Origin of the sequence: Amycolatopsis sp. NBC_01286, assembly GCF_035982555.1 — a bacterium.
GTDB lineage: Bacteria > Actinomycetota > Actinomycetes > Mycobacteriales > Pseudonocardiaceae > Amycolatopsis.
The window spans coordinates 5,391,265-5,409,164 of sequence record NZ_CP108428.1; the positions used below are offsets into that span (position 1 = coordinate 5,391,265).

General features: G+C 72.7%; 15 protein-coding genes. 9 read left to right on the forward strand and 6 right to left on the reverse strand.

Annotated elements, in window-relative coordinates; all coding sequences use genetic code 11:
• Window positions 1–38: 38 nt before the first annotated feature.
• Together lspA and OG570_RS25910 are read left to right on the forward strand one after the other, a co-directional pair.
• Window positions 39–656 (forward strand): signal peptidase II, encoded by a 618-nt coding sequence (gene lspA / locus OG570_RS25905; RefSeq protein ID WP_326960154.1) that lies wholly within the window; start codon window positions 39–41, stop codon window positions 654–656.
• Window positions 653–1,582, forward strand: a complete 930-nt coding sequence (locus OG570_RS25910) for an RluA family pseudouridine synthase (RefSeq protein WP_326951421.1) — start codon at window positions 653–655, stop codon at window positions 1,580–1,582. The genes lspA and OG570_RS25910 overlap by 4 nt, the downstream gene beginning before the upstream one ends.
• Here OG570_RS25910 and OG570_RS25915 read toward each other — a convergent pair.
• A complete protein-coding gene (locus OG570_RS25915; RefSeq protein ID WP_326951875.1) occupies window positions 1,579–2,595 on the reverse strand; it encodes an AsnC family protein in 1,017 nt (338 codons plus the stop codon). The two genes, OG570_RS25910 and OG570_RS25915, sit on opposite strands and share 4 nt — an antisense overlap.
• A 134-nt stretch (window positions 2,596–2,729) precedes the next feature.
• Between OG570_RS25915 and OG570_RS25920 the strand changes: the two genes are divergently transcribed.
• From OG570_RS25920 to OG570_RS25935, 4 genes are all read left to right on the forward strand, one after another.
• Window positions 2,730–7,718: a DUF885 domain-containing protein gene (locus OG570_RS25920; RefSeq protein ID WP_326951876.1), complete on the forward strand. Its 4,989-nt coding sequence runs from the start codon at window positions 2,730–2,732 to the stop codon at window positions 7,716–7,718.
• A complete protein-coding gene (gene fahA / locus OG570_RS25925; RefSeq protein ID WP_326951877.1) occupies window positions 7,715–8,926 on the forward strand; it encodes a fumarylacetoacetase in 1,212 nt (403 codons plus the stop codon). The genes OG570_RS25920 and fahA overlap by 4 nt, the downstream gene beginning before the upstream one ends.
• Window positions 8,927–9,186: 260 nt before the next feature.
• On the forward strand, window positions 9,187–10,116 hold the full coding sequence (locus OG570_RS25930; RefSeq protein ID WP_326951878.1) for a YihY/virulence factor BrkB family protein: 930 nt from the start codon (window positions 9,187–9,189) through the stop codon (window positions 10,114–10,116).
• A 39-nt stretch (window positions 10,117–10,155) separates the two neighbouring features.
• Window positions 10,156–11,196 carry an LLM class F420-dependent oxidoreductase gene (locus tag OG570_RS25935; RefSeq protein WP_247054508.1) on the forward strand — a complete coding sequence of 347 codons (1,041 nt, stop codon included), beginning with the start codon at window positions 10,156–10,158 and terminating at the stop codon, window positions 11,194–11,196.
• Window positions 11,197–11,206: 10 nt separating this feature from the next.
• Here OG570_RS25935 and OG570_RS25940 read toward each other — a convergent pair whose 3' ends face one another.
• Window positions 11,207–11,818: a class F sortase gene (locus OG570_RS25940; protein ID WP_326951879.1), complete on the reverse strand. Its 612-nt coding sequence runs from the start codon at window positions 11,816–11,818 to the stop codon at window positions 11,207–11,209.
• Between the two features lie 251 nt (window positions 11,819–12,069).
• On the opposite strand from OG570_RS25940, the gene OG570_RS25945 reads away from it, so the two are divergent.
• Together OG570_RS25945 and OG570_RS25950 are read left to right on the forward strand one after the other, a co-directional pair.
• Window positions 12,070–13,041 (forward strand): Ppx/GppA phosphatase family protein, encoded by a 972-nt coding sequence (locus tag OG570_RS25945; RefSeq protein ID WP_326951414.1) that lies wholly within the window; start codon window positions 12,070–12,072, stop codon window positions 13,039–13,041.
• 50 nt (window positions 13,042–13,091) lie between these two features.
• On the forward strand, window positions 13,092–13,274 hold the full coding sequence (locus tag OG570_RS25950) for a hypothetical protein (RefSeq protein ID WP_247054502.1): 183 nt from the start codon (window positions 13,092–13,094) through the stop codon (window positions 13,272–13,274).
• 75 nt (window positions 13,275–13,349) lie between these two features.
• On the opposite strand, the gene OG570_RS25955 is transcribed toward OG570_RS25950, so the two are convergent.
• The 3 genes from OG570_RS25955 to OG570_RS25965 are packed head-to-tail and all read right to left on the reverse strand — an operon-like array spanning window position 13,350 to window position 16,865.
• Window positions 13,350–15,752 carry a glycoside hydrolase family 65 protein gene (locus OG570_RS25955; RefSeq protein ID WP_326951880.1) on the reverse strand — a complete coding sequence of 801 codons (2,403 nt, stop codon included), beginning with the start codon at window positions 15,750–15,752 and terminating at the stop codon, window positions 13,350–13,352.
• Window positions 15,753–16,481, reverse strand: a complete 729-nt coding sequence (locus tag OG570_RS25960; RefSeq protein ID WP_326951412.1) for an HAD family hydrolase — start codon at window positions 16,479–16,481, stop codon at window positions 15,753–15,755.
• 9 nt (window positions 16,482–16,490) lie between these two features.
• Window positions 16,491–16,865, reverse strand: a complete 375-nt coding sequence (locus OG570_RS25965; RefSeq protein WP_247054496.1) for an ArsR/SmtB family transcription factor — start codon at window positions 16,863–16,865, stop codon at window positions 16,491–16,493.
• Window positions 16,866–16,999: 134 nt separating this feature from the next.
• Here OG570_RS25965 and OG570_RS25970 point away from each other — a divergent pair, with 134 nt between their 5' ends.
• Complete coding sequence (locus tag OG570_RS25970) at window positions 17,000–17,506, forward strand: PaaI family thioesterase (protein ID WP_326951411.1); 507 nt, start codon at window positions 17,000–17,002, stop codon at window positions 17,504–17,506.
• Here OG570_RS25970 and OG570_RS25975 read toward each other — a convergent pair.
• On the reverse strand, window positions 17,503–17,829 hold the full coding sequence (locus OG570_RS25975; protein WP_326951881.1) for a nuclear transport factor 2 family protein: 327 nt from the start codon (window positions 17,827–17,829) through the stop codon (window positions 17,503–17,505). The two genes, OG570_RS25970 and OG570_RS25975, sit on opposite strands and share 4 nt — an antisense overlap.
• Window positions 17,830–17,900 lie beyond the last annotated feature (71 nt).

A 17,900-nucleotide genomic window follows, 5' to 3' on the forward strand; every position in this document is an offset into this window, starting at 1 on the left:
GCGCTGGAGAACCCGACACCGACGCCGCCGCCGAGGCGGTGCCCGAGCCCGTCCAGGAGACGCCGGAAACCCCGGCGGCGACGGCGGCGACGCTGCCGAAGCGCCGGGTGGGCTGGGTGTTCGCCGTCGCGGTGGTGCTCTGGGCGATCGACCTGATCACGAAGAACCTGGTCACCGCCAACCTGGAGGGCAAGGAGCCGGTCCGGATCCTCGGCGGCCTGATCTACCTGCAGGTGATCCGCAACCCGGGTGCCGCGTTCTCGATGGCCACCGGCATGACGTGGGTGCTGGCGCTGGTCGCGCTCGCCGTCGTCATCGCGATCATCTGGATCTCGCGGCGGCTGCGCTCGATCGGCTGGGCGATCGGCCTCGGCCTGGTGCTGGCCGGCGCGCTGGGCAACCTCACCGACCGGATCTTCCGCGCACCCGGCGGGCTGCAGGGCCACGTCGTCGACTTCATCTCGGCGTTCGCCCCGAACGGCAAGGGCTTCGCGATCTTCAACATCGCCGACTCGGCGATCTGCGTCGGCGGTGCGCTGATCGTGCTGCTGTCCCTGCTGGGCAAGGACTACGACGGCACGTCGACCAAAGACAAGGCCAAAGACAAGAAGCAGGCCGAACCGGCCGCGGAAACCAAGCAGGAGGACCAGGCGTGAGCTCGCGGATGCTCCCGGTGCCCGACGGGCTCGACGGGATGCGGGTCGACGCCGGCCTCGCCAAGATGCTCGGGCTGTCCCGCACGGTCGTCGCCGAGCTGGCCGAGTCCGGCGACGTGCTGCTCGACGGCCACCCGGCGGGCAAGTCGGACCGGCTGGCCGCGGGCGGGCTGCTGGAGGTCACGCTGCCCGAGCCGGCGAACCCGGTGGAGATCGTCGCCGCGCCGGTCGAAGGCATGCAGATCCTGCACGACGACGACGACATCGTGGTGATCTCGAAGCCGGTCGGCGTCGCCGTGCACCCGAGCCCGGGCTGGACCGGCCCGACGGTGGTCGGCGGCCTCGCCGCGGCGGGCCTGCGCATCGCGACGTCCGGCGCGGCCGAGCGCCAGGGCGTCGTGCACCGGCTCGACGCGGGCACGACCGGCGTGATGGTGGTGGCCAAGAGCGAGCACGCGTACACCGTGCTGAAGCGCGCGTTCAAGGAACGCACGGTCGACAAGGGCTACCACGCGATCGTCCAGGGCCACCCGGACCCGACGCGCGGCACCATCGACGCCCCGATCGACCGCCACCCCCGCCACGACTACAAGTTCGCGGTGGTCCAGGGCGGCCGCCCGAGCGTGACGCACTACGAGGTCGTCGAGGCGTTCCGCGCGGCGTCCCTGGCGCACATCAAGCTCGAAACCGGGCGCACGCACCAGATCCGCGTGCACTTCTCGGCGTTGAAGCACCCGTGCGTCGGCGACCTGACCTACGGCGCGGACCCGGTGCTGGCCCGCAAGCTGGGGCTGAACCGCCAGTGGCTGCACGCCAAGACGCTCGGCTTCGCCCACCCGTCGGACGGCCGCTGGGTCCAGTTCGAGTCGGAGTACCCGGACGACTTGGCGAACGCCCTCAAGATCCTGCAGGACGAGAGCTACTAGTCCTCGATCGACCAGATCACGGTGCGCTCGTCCGGTTCCGGCCGGGGGCTCCAGCGGACCGAAACCACCCGGGTCGTGTCCGGTAGGACGTACACCGTGTGGCCGCCGAGGGTTTCGCCCGGTTTGACGCCGATCTTGTGCGGCGGCCGCGAGGTCAGCGAGACCGGGGCCTTGCCGATCGTCTTGCCGTCGACGGTGAGCAGCTCGAGGTAGTTGTCCGGCAGGGACGCGAACGGGATCGCGCCGCGGTTGGTGATCTCCGTGTGCACGACCACCGAGCGCTCGCCCTCCTCCAGGCGGTAGCCGGCCGCGCCGAACAGGAAGTCCGCCGGGTCCTGGACCTCGAGCAGCTGCACCGTCAGCTGCTCGCCCTCCAGGCCCTGGGTCTCCATGACCTCGCCGAGCCGGCCCTTCTTGCCGCCGGGCGCGCCGGCCGGGCGCGCGGGCTCGTCGCCGCGGGCCCACGACGCCGTCTGCGGCACGCCCCACGTGCTCACCACGGGGTCGGGCCGCGCCGGGGGCGGCGGAGGAGCGAACTGCTGCTGTGGCGGCCGGGGCGGCGGGCCGGGGTAGCGCCCGGACGGCGTGCCCTGGACGTTGTACGGCCCTGAGGGCGCGCCTTGAACGTTGTACGGCCCTGAGGGCGCGCCTTGAACGTTGTACGGCCCAGAGGGTGCGCCTTGGACGTTGTACGGCCCCGAGGGCACCCCTTGGACGTTCGGCGGTGGCATCGGCACCGGCTGCGACGGCGGGGCCTGGGCCGGGAACTGCTGCGAGCCCGGTGGCCGGTTCGCCCACGACGGCGGCGACCCCGCGATGGCCGCGCGCAGCCCGTTCGGGTCGCTTTCGACGCCGACGAGCAGGGGCAGCCCGCTGCCGGACAGCGCGACCAGCCGGTAGGCGACTTCGCGGGGATCCATGCCGACCTTGGCCGCGAGCTCGTGCACGGCCGCCTTGCCCAGCTCGGCGAGCGCGGCGAGCAGGCGGGTATCCACGGGATCGGTCACAGCCACTCGGTGCACGCTACCGCCTCGCCCGTCCGGTCGCGTCGAAGGCCGTCCGCCCCCGGGCGGCGAGCGCGCGTTCCTGTCGGTGATCTCCGTTAGGGTCGCGAACGAGCACACCATCGACGCTGGGGGTCCTGCCCATGACCGCGGTCACCGAACTCGCCGACGAGTTCGTCGAAGCCCTGTACGCCGCCGATCCGCTGATGCCCGCGCTGCTGGGCACGCGCCCGGCGGAGCCCGGGCTGCCGGACGTCACGGCCGCCGCCGAACGGGCCCACCGCACCCAGCTCGCGGAGTTCGCCGAGCGTGCCCGCGCGCTGGACCCGGCCGGGCTGTCGGCCGAAGACCGCGTCACCCGTGAGGTCCTGATCACGTCGGCGGAAGACCGGATCGCGGCGATCGACTCCCGGATGGCCGAATTCACCGTGACTGACATGTTCACCGGCCCGGCGGCGATGCTGCTCACCGCGCTGCCGATGACGTCCGTGACCGCGGGGGCGGCGGCCGATGCCCAGCTGGGGCGGCTCGCCGCGGTGCCGGAGTTCCTGCGTCAGGCCGCGCAGCGGCACACCGAAGGCCTCGCCGACGGCCTGACGCCGGTGGCCCGCCTGGTCGAGTCCGCCGTCGCGCACGTGGACCGCTACCTCGCCGACCCGGCCGCCGACCCGCTGCGCCGCCAGCCCGCGCCGGACGACGAGTTCGCGCGCCGGCGTGACGAGCTGCTCGCCGACGTCGTCCGCCCGGCCTTCGCCGGGTACCGCGAGTTCCTGGTCACCGAGGTGGCGCCGCACGGCCGCCCGGACGACCGGCCCGGCGTGTCGTGGCTGCCGCGCGGCGAGGAGATCTACGCGCGCCAAGCCCGGCTCCACACCACCACCGACCGTGCCCCGGCCGAGCTGCACCAGACCGGCCTGGACATCATCGCCGCGCTCGCCGTCGAGTACCGCGAGCTGGGCGCCAAGGTGTTCGGCACCGGCGACCTCGCCGAGATCTTCGAGCGCCTGCGCACCGACCCCGCGTTGCGCTGGACCAGCGGCGAAGAGCTGCTGGAGACGGCCCGCGCGGCCATCACCCGGGCCGATGCCGAGGCACCGAAGTGGTTCGGCCGGATCCCGCCGCAGCCTTGGACGGTCGAGGCGGTCCCGGAGGACGCCGCGCCCGGCGCGCCCATGGCGTACTACATCCACCCGGCGACCGACGGCTCCCGGCCGGGCATCTACTTCGCGAACACCTACGAGGCCACCGAGCGGCTCCGGCACACGGCGGAGACGACGGCGTTCCACGAAGCCGTGCCCGGCCACCACTTCCAGCTCAGCACCGCGCTCGGCCTGACCGACCTGCCGCTGCTGCGCCGCATCGGCGACTTCACGGCCTACACCGAGGGCTGGGGTCTGTACGCCGAGCGGCTCGCCGACGAGATGGGCCTCTACTCCGACGACGTCGCCCGGCTCGGCATGCTCGCCGGCGACTCGATGCGCGCGGGCCGGCTGGTCGTCGACACCGGCCTGCACGCGCTGGGCTGGAGCCGGCAGCAGGCCGTCGGCTACCTGGTCGAGCACACGCCGATGGCGCGCGTCGAGATCGAGGCCGAGGTCGACCGCTACATCGCGTGGCCGGGCCAGGCCCTGGCGTACATGGTGGGGCGGCTGGAGATCCAGGGCATCCGCGCGGCCGCCGAGCGGCGGCTGGGCACCCGGTTCGACATCCGCGCGTTCCACGACGTCGTGCTGGCCGGCGGCGCGCTGCCGCTGTCGGTGCTCGCGTCGGTCGTCGACGAGTGGGTGGCCGGGCACGGCGACACCGTCGGCGCCCTGGCGGACGAGTTCGTCGCGCTGATGTTCGAGCACGACCCGCTGGCCCCGTCGGTGCTCGGCCTGCCCGGTGACCACGACCGGCTCGCCGACCAGACCCGGGCAGGCCAGGAGCGCTTCCGCGCGGCCTACACCGCGCTCGCCGCGCGGGCCCGGGCCCTGCCGGCCGGGGAGCTGACGCCGGAAGAGGCCGTGACGCGCGAGGTCATCGTCGCCTCCGCCGAGGTCGAGGCCGATCGGCTCGCCTCGCGGATGACCGACATCGCGGTCAGCACCGGCTTCACCTCGCCCGCGCTCGGCCTGCTCATGCAGCTGCCCTTCTACAAGCTGGACGACGAGAAGAAGGCGCGCGGTTACCTCGCCCGGCTCGCCGCGATCGAGCCGTTCCTCGCGGAGCTGACCGAGCGGCAGCGCGAAAGCCTCGCCGACGGCATGGTACCGCCGGCCCACCTCGCCCGGGTCGGCGTCGAGTACATCGACCGCTACCTCGGTTCGCCGGACGGCGACCCGTTGAAGGCGGACACGGCCGCGGCGGTCGACGGCTTCGCGGCCGAGCGCGACCGGTTGCTCGCCGAGGTCGTCCACCCGGCGTACGCGCGCTACCGCGACTTCCTGCGCACCGAGGTCGAACCGGCCGGGCGGCCCGAGACGGCGCCGGGCATCGGCCACGTCCCGGGCGGCGCCGAGCGGTACGCCGCGATGATCCGCGCGGAGACGACGACCGAGCGCACCGCGCAGGACCTGCACGACACCGGCCTCGCGCTGATCGAGCAGCTCGCCGGGGAGTACCGCGAACTCGGCGGGAAGGTGTTCGGCACCACCGACCTCGCCGGGATCTTCGAGCGGCTGCGCACCGACCCGGCCCTGCGCTGGCGCGACGGCGACGAGCTGCTCGCCGGCGCCCGCGACGCCATCGCCCGCGCGGAAGCCGTGGCCCCGCAGTGGTTCTCGCGCGTCCCGGCGGAGAAGTGCGAGGTCGCGCCGGTCCCCGAGGCGGACGCGGCGAGCGGCACGATCGCCTACTACCTGCAGCCGTCGCTCGACGGGTCCCGCCCGGGCACGTACTACGCGAACACGTACGAGGCGGACAAGCGCCCGCGGTTCACCAGCGAGGCGATCGCGTTCCACGAAGCCGTGCCGGGGCACCACTTCCAGCTCAGCCTGGCGCAGGAACTGCGGGAGCTGCCGCTGCTGCGGCGGATCGGCATGTTCAACGCCTACGCCGAGGGCTGGGGGCTCTACACCGAGCGGCTCGCGGACGAGATGGGGCTGTACTCCGACGACGTCTCGCGCTTCGGCATGCTGACCCAGGACTCGATGCGCGCGGGCCGGCTGGTCGTCGACACCGGCCTGCACGCGCTGGGCTGGAGCCGGCAGCGGGCGATCGACTTCCTCGTCGAGCACACGCCGATGGCCCAGCTCGAGATCGAAGCCGAGGTCGACCGCTACACGGCGTGGCCGGGGCAGGCGCTCGGCTACATGGTCGGACGGCTGGAGATCCAGCGGCTGCGCGCGGAGGCCGAGCAGGCGCTGGGCGAGCGGTTCGACATCCGCGGGTTCCACGAAGTCGTGCTGGGCCACGGGATGCTGCCGCTGACGGCCCTCGCCAAGGTCGTCGCGGACTGGGTGGCGGGCAGCGCCGGGGACACCCCGGACAGCCTCGCCGACGAGCTGGTCGCGGTGAACTTCGAACGGCAGCCGGTCTTCCCGTCGGTGTTCGGCCTGCCCGGCGACCACGACAAGCTGGCCGACCAGAGCGCCGAGGCCGAGGCCCGCTTCCGGGCCCGGTACGCGGACATCGCCGCGCGGGCCGAGGCACTCGACGTCACGGGGCTGCCGGCCGCCACGCGGATCACCCGGGAAGTAGTGGTCTCGCAGGCGAAGACCGAGATCGACGTGATCGACTCCCGCCGGTCCGACGTCGCGGTCAGCGACGGGCTCGCCGCGCCCGCCCTGGAACTGCTGCTCTACCTGCCGCAGACGGTGCTGGACAACGAGCCGAAGGTGCGCGGCTACCTCAGCCGGCTCGCCGGCATCGGGGACTACCTCGACGCGCTGATCACGCGCCAGCGCGCCGCCGTCGCCGAGGGCTTCGTGCCGCCGGAGTTCCTGGTGCGCATCGGGATCGGCTACGTCGAGCGGTATCTCGGCGCCCCGGAGAAGGACCCGCTGAAGGTGACCCCGCCGTACGCGCTCGACGGCTTCGAGGCCGAGCGCGACCGGCTGCTCGCCGAGGTCGTCCGCCCGGCCTACGAGCGCTACCGCGCGTTCCTGGCCGACGAGGTCACGCCCGCGGCCCGGCCCGAGACGTCCGCGGGCATCGGGCAGCTGCCCGGCGGGGCCGAGCGCTACGCGGCGCTGATCCGCGCGGAGACGACGACCGAGCGCACGGCGCAGGACCTGCACGACACCGGCCTGGCGCTGATCGAGCGGCTCACGGGGGAGTACCGCGAGCTGGGCGGGAAGCTGTTCGGCACCACGGACCTAGCGGGGATCTTCGACCGGATCCGGACCGATCCCGCGCTGCGCTGGCGCGACGGCGAGGAGCTGCTGGAATCCGCGCGCACGGCCATCACGCGCGCGGAAGCCGTGGCGCCGCAATGGTTCTCGCGGGTCCCGGCGCAGCAGTGCGGGGTCGCGCCGGTGCCCGAGGCGGAGGCGACGAGCGGCACGATCGCGTACTACCTGGAGCCTTCGCTCGACGGGACCCGGCCGGGCGTCTACTACGCCAACACCCACGAGGCCGAGAAGCGCCCGCGGTTCACCAGCGAGGCGATCGCGTTCCACGAAGCCGTGCCGGGGCACCACTTCCAGCTGTGCCTCGCCCAGGAGCTCACCGGGCTGCCGCTGCTGCGGATCATCGCGCACGTCAACGCGTACGCCGAGGGCTGGGGCCTGTACGCCGAGCGGCTCGCGGACGAGATGGGCCTCTACTCCGACGACGTCTCGCGGCTGGGCATGCTGACGCAGGACTCGATGCGGGCGGGCCGGCTGGTCGTCGACACCGGCCTGCACGCGCTGGGCTGGAGCCGGCAGCAGGCCGTCGACTACCTCGTCGAGCACACGCCGATGGCTCAGCTCGAGATCGAGGCGGAGATCGACCGCTACGCCGCGAACCCGGGCCAGGCGCTCGGGTACATGGTCGGGCGGCTGGAGATCCAGCGGCTGCGGGCCGAGGCCGAGCAGGCGCTGGGCGAGGCGTTCGACATCCGCGAGTTCCACGACGTCGTGCTCGGCAACGGGACGCTCCCGCTCCCGGTGCTCGCCACCGCCGTCGCCGATTGGGTGGCCGCGCGCGCCGCCCGGGACGAGGAGTGACCGTGACCTGGCTCGAACTCGCCGACGACACGCCGTTCGGCCTGGACAACCTGCCCTACGGCGTGTTCTCCGTGGGCGGGGCACCCGAGCGCCGGATCGGCGTGCCGGTCGGCGACCGGGTGCTCGACCTGACCGCCGCGGCGGCGGAGACGGCGGCGTCGTTCGCGCCGCTGCTGACGTCCGGGGTGCTGAACCCGTTGCTGGCCGCCGGGCCGGCGACGTGGCGGGAGGTGCGCGAGAGCGTCCGGGAGTGGCTGACCGAGCCGCGGTACGCCGATCAGCTGCGGCCGCACCTGGTGCCGCTGACCGAGGTGACCACGCACCTGGCGATCGAGGTCGCGGACTACGTCGACTTCTACTCCAGCGAGCACCACGCGCTCAACGCGGGCAAGATCTTCCGGCCCGACGCGGTGGAGCTGCCGCCGAACTGGAAGCACCTGCCGATCGGCTACCACGGCCGGGCCGGCACGGTGGTCGCGTCGGGCACCCCGGTCGTCCGCCCGAACGGCCAGCGCAAGCCGCGCAACGCGGACGCGCCGGCGTTCGGGCCGTCGCAGCGGCTGGACATCGAGGCGGAGGTGGGCTTCGTCGTCGGCGTCCCGTCCACCCTGGGCACTCCGGTGTCCACAGAGGACTTCGCGGCGCACGTGTTCGGCGTCTGCCTGGTCAACGACTGGTCGGCCCGCGACCTGCAGGCGTGGGAGTACCAGCCGCTGGGCCCGTTCCTGGCCAAGTCGTTCGCGACGTCGGTGTCGCCGTGGATCGTCCCGCTCGACGCGCTGGAGCACGCCCGCGTCGGCGGCCCGCCGCAGGACCCGGAGCCGTTCGAGTACCTGCGCACCAGCGAGAAGTGGGGCCTGGACCTGGCGATGGAGGTCCGGCTCAACGGCCACCTGGTGTCGAGCCCGCCGTTCGCCACGCAGTACTGGACCGCGGCGCAGCAGCTGGCGCACCTGACGGTCAACGGCGCGAGCCTGCGCACGGGCGACCTGTACGCGTCGGGCACGGTGACGGGCCCGGAGCCGCACCAGCGGGGCTCGCTGCTGGAACTGTCCTGGGGCGGCCGCGAACCGTTCGAGCTGCCCGACGGCACCACCCGCACCTTCCTGGAGGACGGCGACGAAGTCGCGATCACCGCAACGGCCCCCGGCCCGAACGGCACCCGCATCGGCTTCGGCGAAGTCCGCGGCACCGTAGTCCCCACCTGACCCCGGACCCGTCACCCGCGTGTCCGAACCCGGAACTCGCGTGATCAGAGACGTGACTCGCGTGATCGAACCCGGAACTCGCGAGTCACGGGCCTGATCACGCGAGTTCCGGCCAGGATCACGCGAGATCCGGGCTGGCTCACGAGTTGCGGGCGAGAGCACGGGAGGTTCGGCCCGGGCCGTGAGGATTCACCCGCAGTGGTGTCCGGACTGCGGGGGACACCTGTGGATGAGAGGGTCGGCGCGTGCAACGTGGAGCGGTGAAGGCCGTCGTGAGCAGGCCGTTCCGGCGGGCCGGGGCGACCCTGGCGCGGTACCGGGAACGCGACGGTGACCACTACGCCGCCGCGATGACCTTCTTCAGCCTGCTGGCCCTGGTGCCGCTGATCATGGTGGCCGTCTCGGTGGCCGGGTTCGTGCTGGCCGGCGACCGGCTGCTGGCCGCCGAGCTGGACCGGGTCATCGCCGCCTCGCTGCCGCCCGAGCTCGGCGGGCAGGTCACGAACGTCGTGCACACCGTCGTCGGCGAACGCGGGCGGATCGGCATCCTCGCGCTGGCCGTCGCGGTCTACTCGGGCTGGAGCTGGATCAGCAACGTCCGCGACGCCGTCACCGCGATGCTCGGCCAGGAACGCACCCCGCGGCCGCTGCTGCGCGGCATCGCCGCCGACGTCGTGGCGCTCGCCGGCGTCGGGATCGCGATGGCCGTCTCCTTCGGGCTCGCGTCGCTCACCGGCGCAGCCGGCGCGTGGGTGCTCGACCTGATCGGCTTGACCGGCGGTTTCGCGCACGTCGTGCTCGTCGCGGGCTCGCTCCTGCTCGGGCTGGCGGCGAACTGGCTGGTCATCGCCTGGTGCCTGGCCCGGCTGCCGCGTCGGGCGCTGCCGCTGCGCTCGACGCTGCGCCCGGCCGGGGCCGCCGCCGTCGGGCTCGGCGCGATCCAGCAGGCCGGCGGCCTCTACCTGCACCTGCTCGGGCGCTCCCCGGCCGTCGCGACGTTCGGCACGCTCGTCGGCGTCCTGCTGTTCGGCTACTTGATCGTGCGCTGGCTGCTGATGGTCACGGTGTGGATCACCGTCCGGGACGACCCGCCGGCCGGCACGCTAGGCGCTGACGTCCGGTACGCCGGCACGACGCTCGGGGCTGGCGCCTCGGCGGAGCTGGTGGTCCGCACGCTGACCGGCCGGTAACATCCGCACTAAGCGCTTGCTCACCACAGGAGGACGTCCATGAAGATCGGGACCGCGGTCAGCTACTCCGGAGGCTTCGCCGACAGCGTCGCCGACGTCGTCGAACTGGAGAAGGCCGGCCTCGACATCGTCTTCGTGCCGGAGGCGTACTCCTTCGACGCCGTCAGCCAGCTCGGCTACCTCGCCGCGAAGACCGAGCGCGTGCAGCTCGCGTCCGGGATCTTCCAGATCTACACGCGCACGCCGACCCTGACCGCGATGACCGCCGCCGGGCTCGACTTCGTCTCCGACGGCCGCTTCGTCCTCGGCCTCGGCGCGTCCGGCCCGCAGGTCATCGAGGGCTTCCACGGCGTGAAGTACGACGCACCGCTGGGCCGCACCCGCGAGATCGTCGAGGTCTGCCGCCAGGTGTGGCGCCGCGAGCGCGTCGTCCACGAGGGCAAGCACTACACGATCCCGTTGCCGCCCGAGCAGGGCTCCGGCCTCGGCAAGCCGCTCAAGCTGATCAACCACCCGGTGCGCGAGCGGATCCCGGTGCTGCTGGCCTCGATCGGGCCGAAGAACGTCGCGCTCACGGCCGAGATCGCCGAGGGCTGGCAGCCGATCTTCTTCCACCCGGAGAAGGCCGCCGACGTCTGGGGCGCGTCCCTGGCCGAGGGCCAGGCGAAGCGCGACCCGGCACTGGGCGAGCTGGACACCTACGTCACGGTCGCGCTGGCGATCGGCGACGACGTCGAGGCGCTGCTGGACCACGTGCGCCCGGTGGTGGCCCTCTACGTCGGCGGGATGGGCGCGCGCGGCAAGAACTTCTACAACGACCTCGCCTGCCGCTACGGCTACGAGGCCGAGGCGAAGCTGATCCAGGACCTCTACCTCGACGGCAAGAAGGCGGAGGCCGCGGCCGCGGTCCCGCTGGAGCTGCTGCGCGCGATCTCCCTGGTCGGCCCGGCGGGCTACGTGAAGGAGCGGCTGGCCGCGTTCGCCGAGGCGGGCGCGACGACGGTGATCGTCAACCCGCTGCAGCCGGGCCGCGAGGGCCGGGTGGCGGCGGTGTCGCAGCTGCGCGAGCTGATCGGCTGACCCCGCGCGCTCAGCTGGGCACGGCGTAGACGGCGACGCGCTGGCTGGTGACGCCGGCGCTGTCGAACGTCCCGTCGCTGGTGATCAGGCGCAGCTCGGGCCCAGCGCCCTCCGGGGCGATGAGCGTGCTGTCCGGCTCGTCGGGCGGGAAGACCTCCGTGTGGCGGACGGCGAAGCTGGTGTCGTGGCCGGTTTCGTCGCGCACCACGATCTCCGCGCCGGGCATCAGGGTGCCGAGGCCGGCGAACGCGCCGTTCGCGTAGCCGAAGCCGGAGTGCCCGGACAGCACCGCGACGCCCGGGCTGCCCGGCGCCGGGCCGTCGGCGAACCAGCCGACGCCGTACGCCGTGCCGGGCTGCTCGCGGCGGCCGCCGGCGGCCCGGCCGAGGTCGACGATGTGGTCGAGCGTCTGGTGGAGGTCGGGGATCCGCAGCCCGGCCGGCGGGGCGCCGGACGGCACCGCGGCGGGGCGGCCCGGGTCCGGGGCGCCGGCGGGCAGCGAGGTGTCCGGGGTGAGCACGAAGGTCACGCCGACGAGGACGCCGACGAGCCCGGCCACCACGGCGAGCACCACGCCGACGGGCCGCACGAGCTCGGATCGCCGCTCGGGCCGTTCGCTCACGTTCGCCTGCTCCACACCTGTTCGATGTCTCAACAGTCGCGATCCGCTGAGTGGCGTTACCGAATCGTGTCCAGTGGTGTCGAGGTTCACTCGATTGGGTTATCTGCCTGTGATCTGCGCGTCAGAAAGGCCCGTTGAGAGCGGCAAAATGCGTCAATGTCCGGCACCGTGAGGGGAGATCCGCCAAAATAACTGGTTTCGACCGGTCGGACTGGGGATATTCACCAGGCGGAAGTGAGGTGCGCCGAGCTGTGCGGAAAATCGAAGAGCCGGAAGCGGGCACAGTGGGCGTGCTGGACGTCGGATCGTTCAGCGCCCGGCTGGTGGTGGTGCCGGTCGCCGGCGCGTCCCTCGCGCCGGTGCTCAACCACCAGACGCGCCTGCGCCTGGACCGCGAGCTCGACGCCCGCGGCCGGCTGACCGCCCGCGGCATCGCCTCGGTGACCGCCGCCGTCGCGGCCGGCATGACCACCGCCTACCGCCACGGTGTCAGCAGTGTGTACCCACTGGCGACGTCGTCCATTCGCGACGCGGTCAACTCCGCCGACGTCGTCCGGCACGTCGCCGGCGAGACCGGCGTCGAGCTGCAGTTCCTGTCCGGCCGCCGCGAGGCCGAGCTGGCCTACCTGGCCGCGCGCCGCTGGTACGGCCCGAAGGCCGGGCCGCTGCTGATCCTCGACATCGGCGGCGGCACGGTGGAGCTCGCGGCGGGCTGCGGCGAGCAGGCCACGTTCGCGAAGTCGCTGCCGATGGGCGCGCGCTCCCTGACCCGCGACTGGCTGCCGACCGAGCGCGTCTCGGGCAAGCAGGTGAAGGCGTTGCGCGCGTACGCGCTGGACCAGGCCACCGCCGTGCTGGGGGCCGCGGACATCGCGGGCCACCGCACGGTCGGCTGTTCGAAGGTCCTGCAGCAGCTCGGGCGGCTCGCGGGCGCCCGGCCGGGCAAGTCCCGCGACCTGCGGCTCGACGACCTGCGCGCCTGGATCCCCCGGCTGGCCGCGATGCCGACGTCGAAGCGGGCCGAGCTGCCGGGCATCTCCCGCAACCGCGCCCACCAAGCCCTGGCGGGCGCGATCGTGGCCGAGGCCCTGCTGAGCGTCGCCGGTGGCCAGGTGACGATCTGCCCCTGGTCCACGCGTGACGGCCTGCTGCTGTCCCTGCGCGACGACGCCGCCAAGGGCCACCGCCGCGGTGGCCGCCGCGGCCGGGTGCAGGTCGCCTGAATCCCGCCGTCCCCTGGTCGTGGCCGGGAAAACCGGGTATCCCGGAAGGTATGAGCCAAACGCAGCGGTCCCACGGCAAGGACGACGAAGACGACGAGCTCCTCAAGCTGCCCACCGCCGGGCAGCTGACGCACGACGTGCCCACCACGCCGGACCCGGACGTCAAGCCGGCCGGCACCGAGGAGATCCCGGACCCGCCCGGCCGGGACGCGGTGAGTGACCTCCCGCAGTGACCGGTCGCCGGAGTCCGTGAATGCCACATCCAGGGACGAGTGGTCCCTCGATGTGGCATTCACGGACTTTCGAGGTCAGCGGCCTTCGGCGGTGATCGGGTTGGACGGCTCCTCGAACTGACGCAGCTTCGACGTGTCGCGCCGCATCGGGGCGCGGCCCGGCGGCTGGTGCGGCGGGTCGCCCGCGTCGATCTTCGGGATCGCGAGCCGCTGGGGTTCGACGGTGACCGTGACGCGCTCGCCGTGGTGCAGCACCTGCAGCGGCTCGCCCGCCAGCACGTGGTAGGTGGCCTGGTCGGGATCGATCTCGACCTGGAACCGCGTGCCGCGGAACATCAGCCGGAAGGTGATCCGGTCCAGCTGCGGCGGCAGCCGCGGCGCGAACGCCAGCGCGCCGCCGTGGTCGCGCAGCCCGCCGAACCCGGCCACCGCGCCCTGCCACGCCCCGGCCAGCGACGCCATGTGCAGGCCGTTGCGGACGTTGTTGTGCACGTCGTGCAGGTCGGTCAGCGCGGCCTCGGCGAGGTAGTCGTAGGCCAGCTCCAGGTGACCCACCTCGGCCGCCACCACGGCCTGCGTGCCCGCCGACAGCGAGGAGTCCCGCACGGTGCGGGCCTCGTAGTAGGCGAAGTTGCGCGCCTTCTCCTCCATGCTGAACGAGTCCCCGCACATGTGCAGCGCCAGCACCAGGTCCGCCTGCTTCACGACCTGCTTGCGGTAGAGGTCGAAGTACGGGAAGTGCAGCAGCAGCGGGTAGTGCGCCATGTCGGTGCCCTCGTAGTCCCACTCGTCGTGGTCGAGGAACCCCTCCGACTGCGGGTGCACGCCGAGCTCCTGGTCGTAGGGCAGGTACATCGCCGCGGCGGCGGCACGCCACGTGTCGAGCTCGACGGTGTCGACCTCGAAGTGCGCCGCGATGTCGGGGTGCCGCTCGCACGACGCCGCGGCCGCCAGCAGGTTCCGGCGCGCCATCAGGTTCGTGTAGACGTTGTTGTCCGCCACCGCCGAGTACTCGTCCGGCCCGGTGACGCCGTCGATGCGGAACGCGCCGTGCCGGTCGTGGTGGCCCAGCGACGCCCACAGCCGCGCGGTTTCCAGCAGCAGCTCGACGCCGTAGTCGCGCTCGAACTCCTCGTCGCCGGTCGCGTTGAGGTAGCGCAGCACGGCGTCGGCGATGTCCGCGCTGACGTGGAACGCCGCCGTGCCGGCCGGCCAGTAGGCCGAGCACTCGGCGCCGTTGATCGAGCGCCACGGGAACGCCGCGCCGCGCAGGCCCAGCTGGTGCGCGCGTTCCCTGGCTTTGTCCATTGTGGAGTGCCGCCAGCGCAGCGCGTCGCGGGCCGCGTCCGGCATCGTGTAGGTGAGCACCGGCAGCACGAACGACTCGGTGTCCCAGAACGCGTGGCCGTCGTAACCCGGGCCGGTGAGGCCCTTGCCCGCGACCGCGCGGCTTTCCCCGCGGGCACCGGCCTGCAGCAGGTGGAACAGCGCGAACCGGACGGCCTGCTGCAGCTCGGGATCGCCGTCGATCTCGATGTCCGAGGTGGCCCAGAACTCGTCGAGGAACTCGCGCTGCTCGGTGAGCAGGCCCTTCCAGGTGGTCTGCCGGGCTCCGGCCAGCGCGGCCTCGACCTGCGAGCGCAGCGCCGGTACCGAGCGCTGCGCCGACCAGCCGTAGGCGAGGAACTTCGTGATCCGCAGCCGCCCGCCCTTGGGGACGTCGACCGCGACGGTGAGCCGCGCGAGGTCCTCTTCGGAGTGGATCCGGGCGCGGATCCCGTCGTCCACCTCGATCTTGTGGTCCATCGCCGCGGCCATCCGCAGCCCGGACCGGCGGGTCTGGTGCACCAGCACCGCGTTGTAGTCGGTGGCGCGGTGGAACTCGCCCACCAGCGGCGACTCCAGCGCCGCGGCCACCCGCGGGTCCCGGGTGTCGGACTCGATCGGCTCGTTGGCCAGCAGGTCGGACTGCACGACCAGCTGCAGGTCCTCGTCGAGCGGCTCGACCTCGTAGCGGATCGCGGCGATCGCGCGCTGGGTGAACGACACCATCCGCTCGGTGCGCACGCGGACCCGGCGCCCGGTGGGCGAGGACCACTCGGTGGTCCGGGTCAGCGTGCCTCGGCGGAAGTCGAGCACCCGGTCGTGCGCGGTCGCCGCGCCGTAGCGCATGTCGAGCGGCTCGTCCTCGACCAGCAGCCGGATGATCTTGCCGTCGGTCACGTTGACGACGGTCTGGCCCTCTTCGGGGTAGCCGTAGCCCGCCTCGGCGTACGGGAGCCCGTGCTCCTCGTAGAAGCCGTTGAGGTAGGTGCCGGGCAGGCCGCGCGGCTCGGCTTCCTCGAGCGTGCCGCGCAGCCCGATGTGGCCGTTCGACACCGCGAAGGCCGATTCGGTGCGCTGCAGGGCGTCGACGTCCATGCCGCGCCACCGCAGTTCCCACGGCGAGCACTCGTACCCGCGTGGTTCGTCGCTCATTCAGTCCTCCAGCAGTTCGGCGAGGTCGTCGACGACGACGTCGGCGCCGTGCGCGCGCAGTTCTTCGGCCTGGTCGGCCCGGTTGACGCCGACGACGTACCCGAACCCGCCCGCCTTGCCGGCCTGGACGCCGGACTGGGCGTCCTCGAACACGGCGGCGTGTCCGGGCTCGACCCCGAGGGCTTCGGCGCCGGCCAGGAACGAGTCCGGCGCGGGCTTGCCCTTGAGGTGCTGCTCCCGGATGGTGAGGCCGTCGACGCGGGCTTCGATGTACTTGCTCAGGTCACCCGCGTCGAGCACCTTGGCGCCGTTCGCCGACGACGTCACGACGGCGATCCGGAGCCCGGCGGCCTTGACCGCTTCGAGGTAGCGGATCGAGCCGGGGTAGGGGCTCACGCCGCGTTCGTCGATGATCTTCAGCACCAGCTCGTTCTTGCGGTTGCCCACGCCGTTGACGGTCGGGGCGTCGACCGCGTCGTCCGGATCGCCTTCCGGCAGCTCGATCCCGCGCGACTTCAGGAATTCCCGCACCCCGTCGGCGCGGGGGCGGCCGTCCACATAGGTCGCGTAGTCCTTGTCCGTGAACTCCTGGAACCCGGCGCCGTCGCGGGCGCGCAGATATTCGTCGAATGTCCGTTTCCAGGCCTCACGGTGGAGAACCGCAGTTCCGGTCAGCACCCCGTCGAGGTCGAAAAGGCACGCGGTGATGGTTTCCGGCAATCCCGTCATGCCCGCACGCTACCGGTCATCGCCGGGGTTCGCGGGCTCTTCGGGGTGCGGTCGCACCCGATGGATGAGTTCGTGCACGGTGGCGTCGGCGAGCCGGTAGCGCACGACCCGGCCGGTGCGCTGCGTGGTGACCAGCCCGTGCGCCCGCAGCAGCCGCAGGGCCTGCGAAACCGCGGTGTCCGTCATGCCCGTCACCGCGGCCAGGTCGGTGACGCTGATCTCCCGCGCGTAGTGGATCGAGACGAGCAGCGCGAGCCGCGAGGGGTCGGCGACGACGGAGAAGCGCTGGGCCCACTCGGCGATGACGGCGCGGTCGCCGAGCCCGTCGGCCGCCGCGGCCACCCGCTCCGGGTCGATCAGCTTGCGGCCGGGGTCGGTGCTCACCCCCGGATGATTCCACCTGGGGTCCGGGCGGACCACCGGTGGCCTGGGTCACGCGCCGCTTGACGCTGCCGGGGGTTCGGACGACGCTGTCGGATTAAGACGCTTGTCATAGTCCGCTCGCCCGAGGAGTCCAGATGACCGATGTCGCCGCCGAGGCCGGGACCAGCTCGAAGACCATCACCTGGCAGGACCCGCTGCCGACCGCCCGGCTCGGCCGCACGATGACCGGCTTCGAGTACCTGACGGCCATCGCCGAGGGCCGCATCCCCGGCCCGCCGATCGCCGCGCACTTCGGGCTGCGCTGGGAAAGCATCGGCCACGGCGAGGTCGTCGCGGTCCTGGAGCCGGACGAGTCGATGTACAACCCGATCGGCATGGTCCACGGCGGCGTCGCGGCGACGATGCTGGACTCGGTGGTCGGCTGCGCCGTGCACTCGACGCTGCCGGCGGGCGTCGGCTACTCGTCGGTGGAGCTCAAGGTCAGCTACCTGCGCGCGATCCACGCGGGCCGCGGCGAGATCCGCGCGACCGGCCGCGTCGTGAAGGAGGGCTCGCGGATCGCCTTCGCCGAGGGCGAGATCCGCGACGCCGAGGGCAAGCTGCTCGCCACGGCGTCGGGGACCTGCGTCATCACGCGCTAGCGGGCTTCCTTGACGTCCCAGTGCTCCACGAGCAGGCCGTTTTCGACACGCAGGATGTCGACGACGGCGTAGCTGCTCCCGGGCAGCCGGACGCGCAGGTGCACCGCGACGAGGTCGTCCTCGGCGACGACGTGCTCGATCGTCGTGGTCCCGCCCATCAGCGGCGAGTTCGCCACGGCTTCGGCGAACGCGTCACGGCCGGAGGGGAGGCCGGGGCTGTGGGTGACGAAATCGGGGTGCAGCACGGCTTTCGCGGCGTCGATGTCCTTGTGCACGAACAGGTTCTCGAGGCAGGCAACGACGATTTCGCGGGTTTCGCTCATGGCGTTCATGGTCGGCTTTCCGCGGGCGGCCGTCGATTACGCCGGAGGTAATCACCTCGGCGGTCGGCCGC